At 35.1% G+C, this 20,827-nt stretch carries 12 protein-coding genes; 9 read left to right on the forward strand and 3 right to left on the reverse strand.

Translation table 11 applies throughout. The features are described from left to right. Positions 1-4: 4 nt before the first annotated feature. The 9 genes from HNQ00_RS07965 (at position 5) to HNQ00_RS08005 (ending at position 17,569) form a co-directional block, all read left to right on the forward strand. Positions 5-2,749, forward strand: coding sequence for a helix-turn-helix and ligand-binding sensor domain-containing protein (locus HNQ00_RS07965; protein WP_173837801.1), 2,745 nt, complete (start codon positions 5-7; stop codon positions 2,747-2,749). 242 nt (positions 2,750-2,991) lie between these two features. Beyond that, positions 2,992-5,997 carry a SusC/RagA family TonB-linked outer membrane protein gene (locus HNQ00_RS07970; protein ID WP_173837802.1) on the forward strand — a complete coding sequence of 1,002 codons (3,006 nt, stop codon included), beginning with the start codon at positions 2,992-2,994 and terminating at the stop codon, positions 5,995-5,997. Positions 5,998-6,001: 4 nt separating this feature from the next. Then, positions 6,002-7,456, forward strand: a complete 1,455-nt coding sequence (locus HNQ00_RS07975; RefSeq protein WP_173837803.1) for a RagB/SusD family nutrient uptake outer membrane protein — start codon at positions 6,002-6,004, stop codon at positions 7,454-7,456. Between the two features lie 193 nt (positions 7,457-7,649). Further along, positions 7,650-9,026 (forward strand): glucoamylase family protein, encoded by a 1,377-nt coding sequence (locus tag HNQ00_RS07980; RefSeq protein WP_173837804.1) that lies wholly within the window; start codon positions 7,650-7,652, stop codon positions 9,024-9,026. Between the two features lie 3 nt (positions 9,027-9,029). Then, the gene (locus HNQ00_RS07985; protein ID WP_173837805.1) at positions 9,030-9,734 is read left to right on the forward strand and encodes a carboxylesterase family protein; all 705 of its coding nucleotides are present in this window, start codon (positions 9,030-9,032) and stop codon (positions 9,732-9,734) included. A gap of 1 nt (position 9,735) precedes the next feature. Next, positions 9,736-12,039, forward strand: a complete 2,304-nt coding sequence (gene bglX, locus HNQ00_RS07990; RefSeq protein WP_173837806.1) for a beta-glucosidase BglX — start codon at positions 9,736-9,738, stop codon at positions 12,037-12,039. Positions 12,040-12,161: 122 nt separating this feature from the next. Beyond that, on the forward strand, positions 12,162-14,264 hold the full coding sequence (locus tag HNQ00_RS07995; RefSeq protein WP_173837807.1) for a glycoside hydrolase family 97 protein: 2,103 nt from the start codon (positions 12,162-12,164) through the stop codon (positions 14,262-14,264). Positions 14,265-14,393: 129 nt separating this feature from the next. Beyond that, positions 14,394-16,172, forward strand: a complete 1,779-nt coding sequence (locus HNQ00_RS08000) for a discoidin domain-containing protein (RefSeq protein ID WP_371739002.1) — start codon at positions 14,394-14,396, stop codon at positions 16,170-16,172. A gap of 17 nt (positions 16,173-16,189) precedes the next feature. Next, positions 16,190-17,569 (forward strand): M28 family peptidase, encoded by a 1,380-nt coding sequence (locus tag HNQ00_RS08005; protein WP_173837808.1) that lies wholly within the window; start codon positions 16,190-16,192, stop codon positions 17,567-17,569. A gap of 99 nt (positions 17,570-17,668) precedes the next feature. On the opposite strand, the gene HNQ00_RS08010 is transcribed toward HNQ00_RS08005, so the two are convergent. The 3 genes from HNQ00_RS08010 to kdsA all read right to left on the reverse strand — a co-directional run bounded on the left by HNQ00_RS08010 (position 17,669) and on the right by kdsA (position 20,687). Continuing rightward, the gene (locus tag HNQ00_RS08010) at positions 17,669-18,769 is read right to left on the reverse strand and encodes a sensor histidine kinase (RefSeq protein ID WP_173837809.1); all 1,101 of its coding nucleotides are present in this window, start codon (positions 18,767-18,769) and stop codon (positions 17,669-17,671) included. 200 nt (positions 18,770-18,969) lie between these two features. Further along, positions 18,970-19,851, reverse strand: a complete 882-nt coding sequence (locus HNQ00_RS08015; protein WP_173837810.1) for a hypothetical protein — start codon at positions 19,849-19,851, stop codon at positions 18,970-18,972. A 17-nt stretch (positions 19,852-19,868) separates the two neighbouring features. Beyond that, on the reverse strand, positions 19,869-20,687 hold the full coding sequence (gene kdsA / locus HNQ00_RS08020; protein WP_173837811.1) for a 3-deoxy-8-phosphooctulonate synthase: 819 nt from the start codon (positions 20,685-20,687) through the stop codon (positions 19,869-19,871). Positions 20,688-20,827: the final 140 nt, after the last annotated feature.

Below are 20,827 nucleotides of genomic sequence, written 5' to 3' on the forward strand. Positions count from 1 at the left end.
CGTCTTGAAAAAAATCATACTTACAACATTTCTTCTTTTCTTAAATACGTTTCCAAATTATAGTCAAGAGTTATTGCCTTTTGTAGAAAATTACAGTAAATCTGATTATAAGGGTGACAACCAAATTTGGAATATCGCTCAGGGAAATGACAAAGCATTGTATTTTGCAAACAACCACTATTTGCTAAGATATGACGGAATCAAATGGGAGAAAAATACACTTCCAAATAAAACTATCATCCGTTCGGTATTTGTAGAAGGAGATAAAATTTACTCTGGTTCTTATAAGGAATTTGGTTACTGGAAAAGAGAAAAAGGTAAGATGATTTATACCTCTATTTCTGAAGGTAAAAATATTTTTAATGATAGTGATAATGGAGAGATTTGGAAAATTTTCAAATTTAATGATAACATCTATTTTCAGTCATTCAACGAAGTATTTATTTTCGATAGAAAAAAAGTCAAAAAAATTAAATTGGCACCTTTAATCTCCTATTTTTTCGATGTTGATAAAGAGCTATTGGTCGCTACCGTTAGTGATGGTGTTCAAAAATTGCGAGGTGATAAGTTGGTCGAAATAAAAGCTTGGAACGTTTTGAAAAACAATGTGGTTCATGCCATCGAAAAATATAATGGTAATACCTATTTCTTCACTAAGAAAAATGGAGTTTATATTAGTAAAAATGGTTCATTGTCTACATGGCAAAACCCATTGAATGAAGTTTTAAAAAGAGCCAATATCAACGCAGCCAAATTTCTTAAAAACAATAGACTTGTTATAGGAACTGCAAATAAAGGGCTCTTCCTATTTGATTTTAAGACTAATTCTTCGATGAATATAAATCGAGATAATGTCTTAATGAACAACAGTATTTTAACGATTACTGAAGATAAAGAGAATAATTTATGGTTAGGACTAGATAACGGTATCGCATACATCGAAGTAAATTCTCCTAATCTTATTTTCTATGATAATTCTGGAACTTTAGGATCTGTATATTCGGTCGTGAAAACAGATCTCGGCTATCTTTTGGCTTCAAATCATGGTGTTTATAAATACGAAAACAAAGACTTTTCATTAGTGCCAAATTCTCAAGGGCAGGCATGGAGTATTAACAAGGTTGGTGATAACTACTTGATAGGGCAGGATGAAGGAACCTTTTTGTATAAAGAAGGTGCATACTCTAAATACAATAGTATTAATGGCGGCTGGACATTAGTTAAAAGCAATGTTGATAACTCGTATTTACAAGGAACCTATAGTGGGGTGTATGTTTATAAAGATATAGCCAACTCAGCAGAGGCGGTTCTATTAAAAGGCTTTTTGAAACCCATAAAATACGTAGCACAAAATAAACGAAACGAGATTTGGGCAGCAGATAATTACAGAGGATTGTACCGCATTATATATAACGAGCAATACCAAACCAAAATTGAAAACATCACTCAGAAAAACGGTATTAAAAATGATTTTGCTGTAAAGATTTTTGAGTTTCGAAACGAAATTTTATTTCTCATCAATCACCAATGGTACACTTACAATGCTGTTGCAAAAAAGCTAGTGAAGAACGAGCTATTCAATACTAATTTTTCTCAAGTTTCTGACGTTGTGAAAATTGATGAAAATCATTTTGTGATTTTGCAAGGTGGACTCTTATACCAAGTTTATGCTAGTGCTGATACCACTTTCGTGCGTAGCTTAATCCAAGATAAATATTATAAAGGTAAGATTATCAATGATAATTTGAACATATTTAAAAACGGTGATAACTATCTATTAAATCTAGATGACGGCTTCATCTCATTAAAATTGAATAATAGCAATATAGCGATTCCAAATTTAAAGGTGGAGGCTTTTGCCAATGATGAATTACTCGATGTTGATGATACGGTTAATTACAATACAGAAGTTAATATTCACTTAATTTCTGGATTTTACGGATCGTCTAAACCAAATCTATTTTATAAACTCGAAGATTCTAAAAATCCCATTCCCATTAATGATGGTAAGGTAACCTTAAACAATTTAAAAAGTGGGTCGGTAGTTTTTACAATTTACAATCATGACGGACTTAAATACAATAAAGTCAAAAGTTTTACTTTTTCAGTAGCAACTCCGTGGTATTTCTCAATTTGGATGATTTTAGTCTACACCATATTAATAGGTGTGATATTATACATTTATTACAAATGGAATAAAATGCGCTACATTCAAAAGTTAGCATTAAAAGAAGAAGATTTAAAACACCAAAAGAAAATCTTAGAGTTAGAACTAAAAGCACAAAATGATCTCAATACACAACAATATGAAAAGCATATCTTAGAATTAGAGCTGCTGTCAAAATCTTCACAAGTTGCAGGAAAATCCCTTTCTATTGCAAAGCAAAGTGAAATGATCGAAAAGGTGCAAGGCATACTTGAAAAAGAAACAGACATTAATAAATTAAAATCAGAAGTTAAAAAAGCGATTAAAATTAATGCCGTTAATAAACATGAGTGGGAATCATTCGAAACAAATTTGAACCAAATTCACAACGAGTTCATTACTACACTTTCTAAAAAGTTTCCAAATCTTACTTCAAAAGACATCAAATTATGTATCTATCTTAAGATGAATTTATCATCTAAGGAAATTGCTCCTATGATGAATATTTCATTCAGAGGGGTAGAATTACATCGCTACAGATTGCGTAAGAAATTACAATTAGAAACTGAAGAAAACCTGTCTCAGTTTCTATTATCATTATAAATAAATAGTTATAATTATAGATACTTTATTTTTTAACGTATTTTTTTAAGTTATTCCCACACATCACCACTACATCATGGATGTTTATAATTTGTAAAATTGGCATTCATAGTTAATTGATTTACAATATTTTAATTATTAAAATTACTGTTTTGATGTAGTAATGTAGTAGTGTGTTTATGCTTACTATAACGATGTAATTATCTAATTTGGCTGCACTAACTTTAACAAATTATTAATTCATGAGAAATTTTATTTTAAGCTTTTTAGCACTCATATTACTTCCGGCATATATGTCAGGACAAGTGATCAAAGGTAAAGTATTGGATAAAGATGGAATTGGGGTACCAGGCGCTATCGTCTTAGGAACAACATCTAATGCTAATACTGATACCGATTTTGACGGTAATTTTTCGATAAATGCAACTAATGGTGAAACATTAAAAATAAGCATGATAGGCTTTGAGACTTTATCAATCAAAGCAAGTACATCATTTATGACAATTACATTAAAAGAGTCTCAAGAAATGACTTTAGATGAAGTTGTAGTAATCGGTTACGGTAGTCGTAAAAAAATAGATAATACTACAGCTATTACTTCTTTAAAAGCAGAAGAAGTTTCTAAGACCAAAGTTTTAAATGCTTCGCAAGCAATTCAAGGTAAGGCAGCTGGGGTGCAGGTAATCTCATCTGATGCACCGGGAAGTTCGCCATCTGTTGTTATTAGAGGTTTAGGAACGGCTACAGGAGGGAGAACTCCATTGTATGTAGTTGACGGTATGCCTACGACCAACATTAATAATATCAACACAAATGATATTACATCTTATGAAATTTTAAAAGATGCTTCTTCACTTGCTATTTATGGTACGAGAGCTGCAAATGGTGTAATTATTATTACAACTAAACAAGGTAAAGGAGACAAAGTAACTGTAGAGGTAGAAAGTTTTACTGGATTTAGAAAACCACTTAAAAAAGTAAGAATGGCAGATAGTAATGCTTATGCAACTTATACTAATGCCGCTCTAGGAACAAACACTTTTTCAACTAATCAACCAATAAACACAAACTGGTTAGATGCTATCACAAGAACTGGAAATTATACACAAAATAACGTTTCGATTTCTGGATCAAGTGAGAATGTGAAATACTTTTTTAGTGCAGGGAACTACGAAGAAAAAGCAGTTTTAAACGGTTTAGATTATAGCCGTTTTACTTTTAGAAATAATAATGAATATAAAATTTCTGATAAATTAAAAATTACTCAAAACTTAAGTTTTACATCAGCTAATTCTACTCCACAGCCTTTTAGCGCTTTTACATCAGCTTACAAACAATCACCTATTGTACCTGTTCGTTTCTCAAATGGGTCTTATGGTATATCATATGTAGGCACTGACGGAACTTCGGGAACTTCAGGATCATCTTTTAATAATGTTGGAAACCCTGTTTCTCAATTAGATTTTAATAACGAAGAGCAACGTAGCGTAACCTTACAAGGGGGAATAAAATTGGATTACGATATTTTAAAATCTTTAAAATTTACTTCACAGTTTAATGGGGAATATTATACTTGGAAAAATTACAATTTTAAGGATACACAAGCGATCTGGCAAGTAAACAACAATCCAGCTAATTTGAGTTCGATCGTTTATCCAGATGATAAAAATATAAACCAATTAACAAAAGGTAGAAATCAGTATTTTAATTGGAACTTAACTAACTATGTTACTTATAATGAAATTTTTGGCGACATTCATGATATTGAAGTAACTGCAGGTATTGAAACTTCAATTCAAGGAGCGAGAGAGGCACTTACTGTAACTAGAAAAGATGTGAACCCAAATAGCAATTACTGGTCTTTAAAGGATGTGAATTATGTGGGAACAGTAACTAATTACAAAGACGAAGTTTTCAACGAAACTAAATTGGCTTCTTATTTTGGACGTTTTCAATACAAGTTATTAGACCGTTATTTATTGACAGGTACCGTAAGACGTGATGGTTCATCAAATTTTGGTAAAGACTATCGTTGGGGAACTTTCCCAGCATTCGGAATTGGATGGATTGTGTCTAACGAAAATTTTATGGCAAATGTGAAAGGAATCGACTTATTAAAAATTAGAGGTGGATGGGGTAAATTAGGAAATCAAAATGTACCGCTTAACAATCAATCGTACTCATCTGGATTATCATATTATACTGGAGGTTCAATCTTAAATGAAGGAACAACAATCAACTCTCAAATTGATCCAAGTTTATCATGGGAGGTTACTGAGGAGACTTCAGCAGGTGTTGATTTTGAGTTATTAGACAGCCGTTTAAAGGGATCATTTGATTTGTATGATAAAACCACAAAAAATGTAATCTTGTTTACAGTTCCTTACATTACTTCAGGTATTAATGCGTCATCACCAGCTCACGTAGGCGAAGTAAACAATAAAGGATATGAAATCTCATTAAGATGGGATGATAAAATTAATGACAACTTATCCTATTGGCTGGGCGGAAATTACTCTAACAATACTAATAAATTATCAAGTTTACAAAACGCTAATATTTCGCCAATTAAAGGTGGAGGTTTAGGAAACGGACAATGGACCAAATTATTAGATAACAGCTCAGTTGGTCAAGCATTAGGAAGTTTCTATTTATACGATTACGCAGGTGTAAATCCAGAAAACGGGAAAATGCTCTACTATACTGCTGATGGTGAAAAGGTAACTCAAGATAAATTAGCTGAAAGTGATAGAGATTATTCAGGTTCTATTTTACCTACATCAAATTATGGTGTAACAGTAGGAGTAAACTATAAAAACTTTGATTTATCTGTAGATGGTTACGGTACGGGCGGATCAAAAGTATACAATGGGAAAAAAGCACAACGTTTTACGGGTGAGAATGTAGAAGCTTCACTAGCTGAAAATTTCTGGACAACAAGCAATACAAGTGCTATAAATCCAGCACCATTCAATTCGGTTCCAGTCGCTTCAACTTATTACTTGGAGTCAGGAGATTTCTTCAGAATAAACAACATTAGTTTAGGGTACAAATTGCCTTTAAGAGAAGGTTTTATTAACTACTGTCGTCTTTATGTAAATGCAATTAATCCATTTATTACTCAAAAATTCTCCGGTTTTTCTCCAGAGTTAAACGGTAACGGAGATCCGTACGGAACTCAAGGAATCGAGTTAGATGCTTATCCTACGTTGAGATCAGTTGTAATTGGTGCTAATTTAAAATTTTAAGATCATGAAAAAAGTATATATTTCAATGTTTGTACTATCCTCAATTTTTCTTTCAGGATGTTCAGATGATTACCTAGATGTTAATGAAACAGAATCAATCTTAACTGAAGACATCGAATTATTTAATAGTAATGAAGGTGCTGCAACATTTACAACAGCAGTTTATAATAAATTTCTAGATTTCAGTATGAGTTCGTTTTCATGGGTAGGGATGACTAGCATTGCTTCTGATGATGCTGATAAAGGATCATCACCTGGAGACACAGGTTCTGATAAAGATCTAATGGATGCACTGACTTACAATCCTTCTTCACCCTCAACTTCAGAAATCTTCAGAGCTAATTATGAAGGTATCAATAGAGCGAACCGAGCGATCTCGATAATCCCAACATTAGACAAAGCCGATGCTAATATCCGTGAACGATTAGTGGGTGAAGCTAAGTTTTTAAGAGCTTTTATGTATTTCACATTGGTGAAAGCGTACGGAGGTGTGCCAGTAATTGATCACGTTCCTAATCCTGCATCTGAAGAAGACCGTCTAATGCAATTAACACGTAAAACACCAGCTGAAGTGTATGCTTTTATCGAAAAAGACTTAACAGAAGCTGCGGCAATTTTACCATTAAAATCAGCTTATTCTGTTTCAGAAAAAGGGAGAGTGTCTCAAGGAGCAGCTTATGCACTATTAGCTAAGATTAATTTATACCAAAAGAACTGGCAAAAAGTTGTGGATAACTGTAATCTAGTAACAGGATATTCACTAGTTGCAAATTATGCTTCTATGTTTAGACTTGCAGGAGAGAATGATGCTGAGTCTATTTTTGAAATTCAAGGAACAGGTACTGTGCCAATAAAAGGAATTGCAGGATATTCTAACATTCAAGGTGCTCGTGGTGCTGGAGGATGGGGATGGGGTTTTAACACACCATCTCAAAGTTTATTAAACGCTTACGAAGCAAATGATGTACGAAAAAATGCTACCATTATTTTTGCAGGAACAACTTTATACGATGGTCGAGTGGTGCCTACTACTGTAGAAAATCCAATGTACAATTATAAAGCGTATTCCTCTTCGTTCACTGATGCTTGGGAAACAGACACTAATATAAAATATTTACGTTTTGCCGAAGTTATCTTAATGAAAGCGGAAGCATTAAACGAATTAGGACAAACAGCAGATGCTATTGTAGTGTTAAACCAAATTAGAAATAGAGCTGGATTAGCAAATTCAACGGCGGTTTCTCAATCTGATTTGAGAACAGCAATTTGGAAAGAAAGAAGAGTCGAAATGGCATTTGAGCACGACCGCTTTTTTGACTTAGTAAGAACAGGTCAAGCAGCCGCAGCTTTTACTATCCACGGTAAAAATTTTGCAACGGGTAAGCACGAAGTTTTCCCACTTCCTCAAGCATTTATTGATGAAGCAGGCGGACTTTCAACGCAAAATCCTGGATACTAATCTATTTTAGATTTTGATCTGATTTATTTACAGTCACAGCAGTAACAGTGACTGTAACCAAAACTTCTTACTAAACAAACCATCATTTAAAGTATTTAAAATTGTTTTCCATGACTTCAATCGCTTGAGGTTATGGAGCAGTTTACTGCTGTATTAGTAAAAGTATTATTTAAAATTTAAAGCTTTCTAAAAAATGAAAATAGCTGCATTCATATTGCTTTTTAGCCTTATAAGTTCTTGCTCAAGTGCTTCAAATGGGGACAACGCAAGTTCTTCTGATCCCAGTGTCAACACTAATATACCACCACTTACAGATCAAGAAGCACTAGACCAAGTTCAAAAAGATGCTTTAAAATATTTTTGGGACTATGCTGAATCAAATTCAAAATTAGCAAGAGAACGTTATCTAGTTGACGATCCTGATTTCGAAAAAAATAAGGTGACAACAGGAGGATCAGGTTTTGGATTGATGACTTTAATTGTTGGAGTCGAAAGAGGTTTTATTCCAAGAGCAGAAGCTGTGAGCCGCATGACTACTGCGATGCAATTTCTCAAAAAAGCTGATCGTTTTCACGGTGCTTGGGCACATTGGATGGATGGAGCAACTGGTAAAGCAATCTCTTTTGGAGGCAAAGATGATGGTGGAGATATTGTCGAAACCGCATTTTTAAGTCAAGGTCTAATAACTGTTAGAGAGTATTTCAAAGACGGAAATGAAGCAGAGCAAAGTCTCGCAAGACTAGCTGATGAATTGTGGAAAGCCGTAGAATGGAGCTGGTACACTAATGGAGAAAACGCCATGTATTGGCATTGGTCTCCAACGTATGAGTGGGAAATGAAATTCAGACTAGAAGGATATAATGAATGTTTAATTGCATACATCCTTGGTGCGGCATCAACCACGCATCCAATTCCTGCGGCAGCTTATCATGAAGGGTGGGCTAGAAGTGGAGCGATCAAATCAACAAAAACGCAATTAGATATTCCTTTATTATTTAAATACAACACCGTTAGTGGCGATGTTGGTCCGTTGTTTTGGGCTCAGTATTCTTACTTGGGATTAGACCCATCACAGTTGGTTGATCAGTATGCAAACTATGGTGATCTAACAAAAAATCATGCTAAAATTATGCATAAGTATTCTGTAGAAAACCCTAAAAAGTGGAACGGTTATTCTGACACAGTTTGGGGATTAACTGCTAGTTATACCCGCAATGCAGATGGTTCAACAGGCTATGCTGCTCACGATACTGACAGTGATTTTGGAGTAATTACTCCTACAGCGGCGTTATCTTCATTTCCATACACGCCTGAAGAATCATTGAAGTTTTTACATTACATCTATGGTGAAAAGCGAAATCAATACGTAGGAAAAGCAGGTCCTTACGATGCTTTTTCGCCACATTATAGTTGGGTTACCAAAAGATATTTGGCGATAGACCAAGGAACAATAGCTCCTATGATCGAAAATTATCGCTCGGGATTATTATGGAAATTATTTATGAACGCTCCCGAAGTTAAACCTGCTTTAACAGCATTAGGTTTTCATTCTAGCAAGTATAATCTCTAAATTATGAGACAGCTTAAATTAATCGCAATTGCGTTAGTGTTTTCGAATTTCAGTTTTGCTCAAAAAGACATCGCTGGAACGGTAAAAACAGAAGTAGTGAAGAAAAAAAGCATTCAGTATGCATTACACATTCCTGAAAACGACAAAGATAAAAAACCGCTGATCGTCTTTTTACATGGAGCAGGAGAGCGAGGAACGGATATCGAAAAAGTAAAGGTACATGGTCCTTTTAAATATTTAAAGACTAATGTATTAGATGCATATATTCTGGCGCCACAGTGTGCAGATAATGAATATTGGGATACCGATGCGCTTTATGAGTTAGTATTAAAAATTCAGAAAGAGCATAACATCGATGCTAGCCGAATTTATTTAACAGGTTTAAGCATGGGTGCTTGGGGAGCTTGGAATTTGGCTACAGCCCACCCTGAAAAATTCGCTGCCTTAGTAACTATTGCCGGAGCAGTAGATCGAGTAGTTTTATTAGAAAATAAAAAATTAGCATCGACGCCAATCAAAATTTTCCATGGACTGTTAGACGATGTAGTCGATATGAATTATTCTGTAATGATATATAAAAGATTAAAAGCTTCGAATGGGAATGTAGCCTTGACCATCTTTGATGATGCAAATCATGACAGTTGGAGTCGCGTGTATGACAATAAGGAGATTTATGAGTGGATGTTCAAACAAACTAAAGATAAATAAAATGAATAGTAAATTAATTGTGGCTTTGCTGTGCTTTTCGGCATTTGGCTACAGCCAAAAAAAGAGTTCGAAAAAAACAGTTAAGATAAAACCTAAGGCAGAATTTGTAGCTGATTTAATGGCTAAAATGACTATTGATGAAAAGATAGGTCAGTTGAATTTACCTACCTCAGGAGATATTACTACTGGTGCTGGAAGCGAAAGCTCAGATGTAGCTAAAAAAATTGAAGAAGGTAAAGTAGGCGGACTTTTTAATATCAAATCTGTTCAAAAAATCAAGGAAGTTCAAAAGATCGCAGTAGAAAAAAGCCGTTTAAAAATTCCGTTACTTTTTGGGATGGATGTGATTCACGGTTATGAGACTACTTTTCCTATTCCGCTAGGATTGTCATGTAGTTGGGACATGCCTTTAATCGAAAGAACAGCTCAAATTGCCGCTCAGGAAGCAAGTGCTGACGGAATTAACTGGACATTTTCACCTATGGTAGATATCTCTCGCGATCCTCGTTGGGGAAGAGTTTCGGAAGGTTCAGGTGAAGATGCTTATTTGGGTAGCCAAATTGCAAAAGCAATGGTGAATGGGTACCAGCAAGACAACCTTTCTAAAAATAACTCTATTTTATCATGTGTAAAGCATTTTGCATTGTATGGCGCTCCTGAAGCGGGACGTGATTACAATACTGTTGATATGAGTAGAATCAAAATGTATAATGACTATTTCCCTCCTTACAAAGCGGCAATTGATGCTGGTGCAGGATCTGTAATGGCTTCGTTTAATGAAGTAGACGGGATTCCAGCTACAGGAAACAAATGGTTGATGACTGATGTACTTAGAAATCAATGGGGTTTTAAAGGTTTTGTGGTGACTGATTATACAGGAATTCCTGAAATGATCGCACACGGAATGGGTGATTTACAAACGGTATCAGCTCTGGCATTGAATGCAGGAATCGAAATGGACATGGTAGGGGAAGGTTTTCTTACTACTTTGAAAAAATCATTAGAGGAGAAAAAAGTGACTACAGAGCAAATTGATAATGCAGTTCGCCTTATTTTGAACGCTAAATATGACTTAGGGTTATTTGAAGATCCTTATAAATATTGTGATGTGAGTCGTGCTCAAAACGAAATATTCACAAAATCAAATCGTACTGAAGCTAGAAACATAGCGGCACAATCATTAGTGTTATTGAAAAACGAAAACCAACTATTGCCTTTAAAAAAGACTGCAACTATCGCTGTTATCGGACCCTTGGCTGATGCCAAAGAAAATATGGCAGGAACTTGGAGTGTAGCAACAGACATGGAGAAATCAATTTCTTTGTTAGCTGGTATTAAAGAAGTCGCAAAAAATGCAGCTACTATTTTATATGCTAAAGGAAGTAATTTAGACTATGATGCTGCCTTTGAGGAAAAAGCAACGATGTTTGGTAAAACGCTACATAGAGACGACAGAACTAAGGAAGAATTATTAGCCGAGGCTTTAAAAACAGCTGAAAAAGCAGACGTAATCGTTGCTGCTCTTGGTGAATCGGCTGAGTTGAGTGGAGAAAGTAGCAGTAGAACCAACTTAGAAATTCCGCAAGCACAGCAAGATTTATTAGCGGCGCTGCTTAAAACAGGAAAGCCAGTTGTGTTAGTTCTTTTTAACGGACGACCATTAGTTTTAAACTATGAAAAAGAGAATGTACCTGCAATATTAGACGTTTGGTTTGCAGGTAGTGAAGCAGGAACGGCAATTGCTGATGTATTGTTTGGAGATGTGAATCCGTCAGGAAAATTGACGACAACTTTTCCTAGAAGTGTAGGGCAAGTGCCTATTTATTACAATCAAAAAAATACTGGTAGACCATTAGGAAACTCAGAAGGGAAGTTTGAAAAATTCAAATCAAACTACATCGATGAGAGAAACGAACCTTTATTCCCGTTCGGTTTTGGATTGAGTTATACCTCTTTTAAATATGCTAATTTGAAATTGTCAAATACTAAAATGACGGCTAACCAAACTATCAAAGCAAGCGTAGAAGTTAGCAATACAGGAAATTACGATGGTAAAGAAATTGTTCAATTGTATATTAGAGATGTTGTGGGATCGGTAACGCGACCTGTGAAAGAATTAAAAGGTTTCCAAAAAATATCCTTGAAAAAAGGAGAAAAGCAAACAGTGACTTTCCAAATCACAATTGAAGATTTAAAATTCTATAATTCAGACTTGAACTACGATGCTGAAGCTGGCCAATTTGAAGTGTTTATTGGAACTAATTCAGATACAGCAAATAAAGTTGACTTCCTTTTGGATAAATAATTTGGTTTTTATTGCAACTTTGTTACCCTTCGGCCTAATCTCCGAAGGGTTTTTTATAACCGCAATATCTTAATCGAATTTAGAATCTTTACTTTAGCAACAGCAAATAAATACCTAGAAATATGAAACAGTTATTAGTAGCCTTAGTGCTTTTTTCTACGAGTTATATAGGAGCGCAAACTGCCGTATCTCCTTCAAAAAAAATTGAGGTAGATTTTAAACTTAGTGCCGCTGGTCAGCCTACCTACTTTGTGAAATACAATAACAAGACGGTGGTTGAAAAGAGTGCGATGGGAATTACTTTAAAAGATAAAGCAGCGCTTACTGCTGACTTTACAATTGAAAAAGCGGAGAATTCTAGCATCAATGAAAGTTGGAAACCCGTACTAGGGGAACAAGCTAGCATTGTAAACCATTACAACGAACTAAAAATATCTTTGATACAGAAAGGATCAAATATCAAAATGACTATTTTCTTCAGAGTATTTGATGAGGGAGTTGCCTTTAGATATGATTTTCCAAAACAGAAAGAACTGAACTATTTTATCATTTCTGATGAAGTTTCGCAATTCAACTTAACTGAAAATTACAAAGCATTCTGGCTTCCTGGTGATTTTGATAGTAATGAATACGAGTACAACGAAACCAAGTTATCAGCGATTGATAATTCGAAAATAGATATGGACAACGGTATTGGAGTTAAATCGATTCCCGGAAAATACATTGTACAATCGCCGTTAATGATGAAATCAGATGCTGGTTTGTATGTAAATATTTTTGAAGCAGCAGTAGTTAATTATCCGGTGATGCATCTTAATGTTGATGTGAAGAATTTTGATTTTACATCACAGTTGGTTCCTAATGCAATTGGTGATAAAGCTTATTTACAAGCGCCATGCGTCTCGCCCTGGAGAACAATCATGATTAGTGATGATGCTAGAGATATTGTAGGTTCTAAGATGATTTTGAATTTGAACGATCCTTCAAAAATCGAAGATACATCATGGATCAAACCGATGAAGTATGTTGGAATCTGGTGGGAAATGCACGTAGGGAAATCAACTTGGGATTTTGCGGGTTCTCAAAATGCTCAAAACTCATTAACACAAGATTTGATTCCGTCAGGAAAACACGGAGCAACCACTGAAAATACCAAGAGGTACATTGATTTTGCTGCTAAACATGGTTTTGATGGTGTACTAGTAGAAGGATGGAATGTAGGTTGGGAAGACTGGTTTGGAAACTGGAAAGAAGAAGTTTTTGACTTTGTCACCCCGTATCCTGACTTTGATATTGCCGCAGTTTCGGCTTACGCAAAATCAAAAAACGTAAAAATGATCATGCACAACGAAACTTCAGGATCAGTGTCTAATTTTGAGCGTCATTTAGATCGAAATTTTGAAAATATGGTAAAGTACGGTTATCCAGCAACCAAAACAGGATACGTAGGAAAAATTATCCCTCGAGGTGAATTCCATGACGGACAAAGTATGGTAAATCACTTTAATTTTGTTGCAAGACGTGCAGCAAATTATAAGTTAATGGTTAATTCTCATGAGTCGACTAGACCTACTGGCTATAGTAGAACTTATCCCAATTTTATTGCTGCAGAAGCTGCTCGTGGAAATGAATTCAACGCTTGGAGTAACGGAAATGCACCTATGCATGAGACTATTTTACCATTTACTCGCTTATTAGGAGGTCCTATGGATTACACTCCGGGAATATTCGAAATAAAAATGAGTCATTACGATAAATCGAAAACGGAGCAAGTTCATACTACTTTAGCAAAACAATTGGCATTGTATGTTACAATGTACTCTCCGTTACAAATGGCAGCTGATTTACCTGAAAATTACGAGAAATATAGCGATGCATTTCAATTTATAAAGGACGTGGCTGTTGATTGGGACGATAGTAAATATCTAGAAGCAGAGCCCGGAGACTACTTAACGGTAGTTAGAAAAGCAAAAGGTTCCGAAGACTGGTTCCTAGGTGCAGTTACAGATGAAAATGCCAGAGAGACCATTATTAATTTAGATTTTTTAACTAAAGGGAAAAAATACAAAGCAACTATTTACGCTGATGCAAAAGACGCTGATTGGAAAGCGAATCCAATTGCTTATACAATTTCGACACTTACAGTTACAAGTAAATCGAAGCTAAAATTAAATTTAGCAGCAGGAGGAGGAACAGCAATTAGTTTCCAACCTATAGACTATTAATTGAAAATTTTCTAAACTGATGCAAAATGTATGGCTTAGAATAATTTTCGAAAAGTAGCCTTAAAAGCCTGCAAGTTCGCGTGTTCTTGCAGGCTTTTTTTTATCGAATAAAAAAACATTAAAATCCAAATGATGATGTATAAAAGTTTAGTGATTAGCAGTTTATTAATGATCGGCCTTAGTTTTATAGCTACTGATGCAACTGCGCAAAACAAAACGTATTGTAATCCCATAAATCTAGATTATGGCTATTGTCCTATTCCAGATTTTGTTACTCAAGGAAAACATAGAGCCACAGCAGATCCTGTAATTACTTATTTTAAAGGGGAATATTATCTTTTTTCAACCAATCAATGGGGATATTGGCACAGTAAAGACATGTCTGATTGGAAATTTATTTCTCGAAAATTTCTAAGACCAGAACATGATGTCTACGACGAACTATGTGCGCCATCACTTTCATTTGTCAACGATACTTTGCTCGTTGTAGGTTCGACACACGGGAAGGAATTTCCAATCTGGATGAGTGAAAATCCATCGACAGACGATTGGAAAGAATTAGTTCATAAATCTGAAGCGGCTGCTTGGGATCCAGCTATTTTTTGGGATGAAGATAAGGATGAACTTTATGAATACTACGGTTCGAGTAATGTATATCCATTATACGGTGTAAAATTGAACAGAAAAACTTTTCAACCCGAGGGAGAAGCTGTGCCGTTAATTGCATTGAACGATGATGAACACGGCTGGGAACGCTTTGGTGAGAACAACGACAACACATTCATGCAACCTTTTATGGAAGGTGCATTTATGACCAAATACAATAATAAATACTATTTGCAATATGGCGGACCTGGAACAGAGTTTAGCGGTTATGGAGACGGCGTATATGTTGGTGACAAACCATTAGGGCCTTTTACATATCAATCTCACAATCCATTCTCTTATAAACCAGGTGGTTTTGCTAGGGGTGCAGGACATGGTGCAACGTACCAAGATAGTAATGAAGATTACTGGCATGTTTCGACAATTGTTGTTGGAACAAAAAATAATTTTGAAAGACGCATCGGAATCTGGCCTGCTGGCTTTGACAAAGATGATATTTTGTACTCGAATACTGCATACGGAGATTACCCAACCTACTTACCTTCAGAGAAGAAGAATCATCTGAATGAAAACTTCACGGGCTGGATGCTGTTAAACTACAATAAAGCAGTGCAAGTTTCGTCAACACTTGGAGGTTTTCAAGCTAATAATGCGGTGAATGAAGATATCAAAACTTATTGGTCGGCAAAAAGTGCTGACAAAGGCGAGTGGCTTTCTACTGATTTGGGTGAAAAAAGTACCGTTAATGCAATACAAATCAACTTTGCTGATCAAGACGTTACTTTAATGGGAAAACCAGAAACAACTGTTGGTCACAAGTATATTGTATACGCATCAGACAATAACAAAGATTGGAAAGTTCTTATTGATAAAAGTAAGAATGATAAGGATGTTCCTCATGATTACATCGAATTAAAAAAGCCAACTCACGCACGTTATTTAAAAATTGTAAATATGGGAATGCCAACTGGTAAATTTGCTTTATCTGGATTTAGAGCTTTTGGAAAAGGGAATGGCGAAATTCCGAAATCTGTAAATAATTTTGTTCCTTTACGTTCTGCACCAAAAGTGAAAGGAGAACGCCGCAATGTTTGGTTTAAGTGGCAACAAGAACCCTCTGCCGACGGTTACGTAATTTACTTTGGTAAATCTCCAGATAAAATGTACGGTGCAATTATGGTTTACGGGAAAAACGAATATTATTTTAATGGACTGGACAGGTCTGATGCTTATTATTTCCAAATAGAAGCGTTCAATAATAATGGTATCGGAGTCCGAACACCAATTGTAAAATCAGAATAAACTAAATTATATAACCAATGAAAAAAATAACGGTAGTCGCATTATTTCTGTTAGGAACTAGTTCGCTTTTTGCGCAAAAAACAGACGAGCAAGTATTAAAAGAAATCTACAAACAAGCATTAACCAATTCTAAATCATACGCATGGTTAGATCATTTATCGAATGATATTGGAGCGCGATTGTCAGGTTCTGCAAATGCTGAGAAAGCGGTGCAATACACCAAAGCTGAAATGGAAAAATTAGGTTTTGATAAAGTGTATTTGCAGGAAGTGATGGTTCCTAAATGGGTAAGAGGCGAAAAAGAGACGGCCTATATTTTAGATAATAAAACAAAAACCGTTGTGCCAATTTGTGCCTTAGGAGGATCAGTGGCTACAGCCAAAAATGGTTTAAGTGCAGAAGTTATAGAAGTTCAGAATTTTGATGAATTAACTGCACTAGGAGCAGCAAAAGTAAAAGGAAAGATTGTCTTTTTTAATAGACCCATGGATAATGAACAGATAGAATCGTTTCATGCGTATTCAGGAGCTGTGGATCAACGTTATGCTGGAGCACAAAAAGCAGCAGAACTTGGCGCAGTAGGAACTATTGTACGTTCGCTAAATTTAAGATTAGATGATTTTCCTCACACAGGAACGCAAAGTTACGGAGATTTACCTAAGTCAAAATACATCCCTACTGCCGCAATTAGTACTAATGGCGCAGAATTGTTGAGTAAAACTTTGAAGAAAAATCCAAAGTTGACTTTCTACTTCAAGCAGTCTTGCGAGCAGTTTGACGACGTGCTCTCTTATAATGTCGTGGGCGAGATTAAAGGCGCATTAACCCCAGAAAATATTATGGTTGTAGGCGGACATCTTGATTCTTGGGATCTTGCAGATGGATCACATGATGATGGAGCAGGAGTAGTGCAAAGTATGGATGTGGCTAATATTTTTAAAAATATAGGGTACAAACCAAAAAATACGATTAGAGTGGTACTTTTCATGAATGAAGAGAATGGTTTAAGAGGCGGAAACAAATATGAGGAGCTGTCTTTGAAGAATAAAGAAAACCACATTTTTGCTTTAGAAAGTGATTCAGGTGGATTTAGTCCAAGAGGGTTTTCATTAGAGTGTGACGCGGCTAATTTTGATCAAATTGCTGGGTTCCGCAAATTATTCGAACCGTATTTAATCCATAGTTTTGTAGAAGGGCATAGTGGATCTGATATAGGACCATTAACCTCTAAAAACATCGTGAAAGCAGGTTTAAAACCAGATTCACAGCGCTATTTTGATTATCATCATGCAGCTAATGACAAATTTGACGCTGTTGATAAAAGGGAGTTAGAGTTAGGGACAGGAACAATGACGTCGTTAATGTATTTAATGGATCAAAGAGGGATTTTAAAATAAATTAAAACAGAATTAATAGCCTTCTAAAAAAAAGTCAGCCAAAATAATTTATTTATTGTGGCTGACTTTTTTTTGTAGTTTATAGTATAGTATTGAGCACTAATCCTTGAATGTAATTGTAAATGAAGTGCCGTGATTTTGCTTGCTATCTACAGTAATTGTTCCGCCTAAACTTGTGATGTGGTTGTGTACAAGGTATAATCCTATTCCCTTACTATCAGCGTGCTCATGAAACTTTTGGTGAAGACCAAAGATTTTATCTTTTACTACATCCATGTCAAAACCAATACCGTTATCATTTATGATTAATTGTTTTTTATCATCCACCATTTTAGATTCTATAGTAATTTCAGGCAGGGTGTCTACTTTAGAATATTTGATTGCGTTTGTAATCAAATTTAGAAAGATACTTTTTAAATTTGCGCTGTTAAATTTCACGTCTTTTAAAGCAGTAAAATCGCTAACTATTTTCGCTTGTGAATTGTCAATAAGCGCACTAATTGATGTTATCACCTCCTGCAAAGTTGTTTTGAAATCAACCTGCTCAAGATGCTCATTTATTTCGTTGTTTTTATCCAGCAATGCAACATATCCATTTAGTGTTTCTTTTAAGTTAAGCGCTGTCATTTCGATTAATTGAATGTATTCTAGCGTGTCAGCATCAGCTACGGTTGTAGTGTCAAGTAAGTCAAAAATACTTAGCAAGTTATTAACGGGTGATCTTAGATCGTGTGTCGCGGTATAGGTCAGCTTTTTAAAATTTTGATTGATCTTGATTAAGTCTGCTAGGTTTTGATTGCGTTCTTTTTCTAATTCTTTGATGTGTGTTATGTTTTTTGCTATTGCAAAAACTTGTTTGTCATTTTCAATAGGTAGTGAGGTCCATAATAGCCACACGACAGCACCTTCCTTAGTGAGGTATCTGTTTTCGAAATTGAACAAGGGAATTCTTTTTCGTAAATCATCTCTAGCTATTTTAGTAGCTTGCTTATCTTCTTGAAAAACAAAATCATTTATAGGTCGTTCTAATAATTCTTTTTGGCTGTAGCCCAATAATGCTGATACAGCAGGATTGATGCGCTTAAAGTAGCCATCAAAACCTGCCACACATAATAAATCTGCAGATAGATCAAAAAACTTTTCAAATTTATTGAAGCTATCAATAGCTGTGTCTGTTAGTTGTTGGTTAGCTCTGATCATTTTGACTTAGGTTTTAAATCTTTTTGGATCTGGTTTGTAAGAGCACTAATTTATGTATAAAAAACTGTAAACAAGCTATTTGATGCTAAAAGTGTTTACTAAATTTCACAATAATATAAAATCGTAATAATCGCTATTTTTTAGCAAAAAAAGGGATTGTATTGAAACAATCCCTTTGTGATATAATGGTAAAAAATCAATTATATTCTGAAAATACCGCCAAAAGCAATTAGTCTTTGTAAAAAGAAAAAATCTTGTGAAGCGCTATCATCGGCACTTTGCGTGGTGCGAATGTCTTGCATATTAATGTAACCTCCTTTTAACTCTCCTTGTATATAAAAGTGTTTTAAGAACGTTATATTTAAACCGGCTTTTACCGATGCTCCGTATCCTGAGACGTGAAAGTCATCGTGACGTTCTTTACCTAATAAAGTAGTATTTGTTTTAGGATACAATAGTCCTACACCAACACCTTCAGTAAGGTTAACTTGAATTTTATCAGTATTTCCTATTTTGAACAACGATGAAATATCATCATGTCTAGAAACTTCTGTGTTGATATAGTTTAATCCGTCAGTATGCTCGTAGGTCAAGAATGGGATACCATTTTCTTCTGTTCCTTGGGCAAAATCAACAGGTCTATTATTGTATTCTCCGTTGTAAATTGCTCCAGCTTCTCCGGCAGGTAAATTGATGTTTCCGGTTACGTTTGCAATCTGGTCTTGTGTCATCACGTATTTCATGTGATCCCAACCTATAGCAACACTATAATGATCGTTAATAAAATACCCCATTCTAAAGTTAGTTTGAGGAATAGTCATATTTGCAGGATTAATATAATCAACATGCCATCCTTTTGGTTTATCATGCGCAGTCATATTATCAACTGTGAAATCGTAATCTTTTCCCTTGAAATTAACGTCAGATTTAGTGTAGCTTTCTCTGTTTCCACCCCATGACACAAAGAATTTTCCTTTGTTATGAGCGGTGTATTTTTCTTGGACTTTAATTTCTTCTTGTGCGCTTACCGCAGTCGTAGATACAAGCGCTATGAATGCGCTGTATAAAAATATCTTTTTCAATGAACGTATTGTAAAATTTAAAAATTGTTTATAGTTTGTCTGATCGCAACTAGTTTAGTCATTAGTGCTTCAAAGTAGTCAAGGTGCAACATGTTAGCCCCATCACTTTTTGCGTTAGCAGGATCAAAATGAGTTTCGATAAAAATTCCGTCAACACCAACAGCAATTCCAGCTTTTGCGACAGTTTCAATCATATCAGGTCTTCCACCAGTTACACCCGCAGTTTGATTAGGTTGTTGTAATGAATGTGTTACATCAAGAACCGTAGTAGCAAATTGTTGCATTGTAGGTATTCCTCTATAGTCAACAATCATATCTTGATAACCAAACATGGTTCCACGATCTGTAGCCATTACGTTTTGATTGTTACAATCTAAAACTTTTTGTACTGCGTGTTTCATGCTTTCAGGACTCATAAATTGACCTTTTTTAAGGTTCACTACTTTTCCAGTATTGGCAGCAGCCATAACTAAATCAGTTTGACGAACTAAAAAAGCAGGGATTTGCAAGATATCAACATACTCAGCAGCCATTACTGCATCTTCGTTTGTGTGAATATCTGTAACTGTAGGTACTCCAAAAGTTTCGGATACTTTTCTTAAAATTTTTAGTGCTTTCTCATCACCTATCCCTGAAAAACTATCAATTCTAGAGCGGTTAGCTTTCTTGAAAGAGCCTTTAAAAACATAAGGAATAGCCAACTTATCAGTGATTCCAACAAGTTTTTCAGCGATTCTTAATGCCATTTCTTCTCCTTCAATTGCGCATGGTCCAGCTAGCAAAAAAAAGTTTCCGCTGTCTGTATGCTTAATTTGTGGTATATTTTGTATGTTCATAAAGCTGTGTTTTTAAAGCTGCAAAGATAACTATGATTTAGCAGTTAGCCTTTACAATTTAACTTTTTTTATAGACTTAAATAGGCAACTTGATGGTATCATGAAGCGGTTATAGTCAATAGGTTCTTTGCAGAGAATCT

This window comes from Flavobacterium aeripolare (assembly GCF_013294025.1).
Taxonomy (GTDB): Bacteria; Bacteroidota; Bacteroidia; order Flavobacteriales; family Flavobacteriaceae; genus Flavobacterium.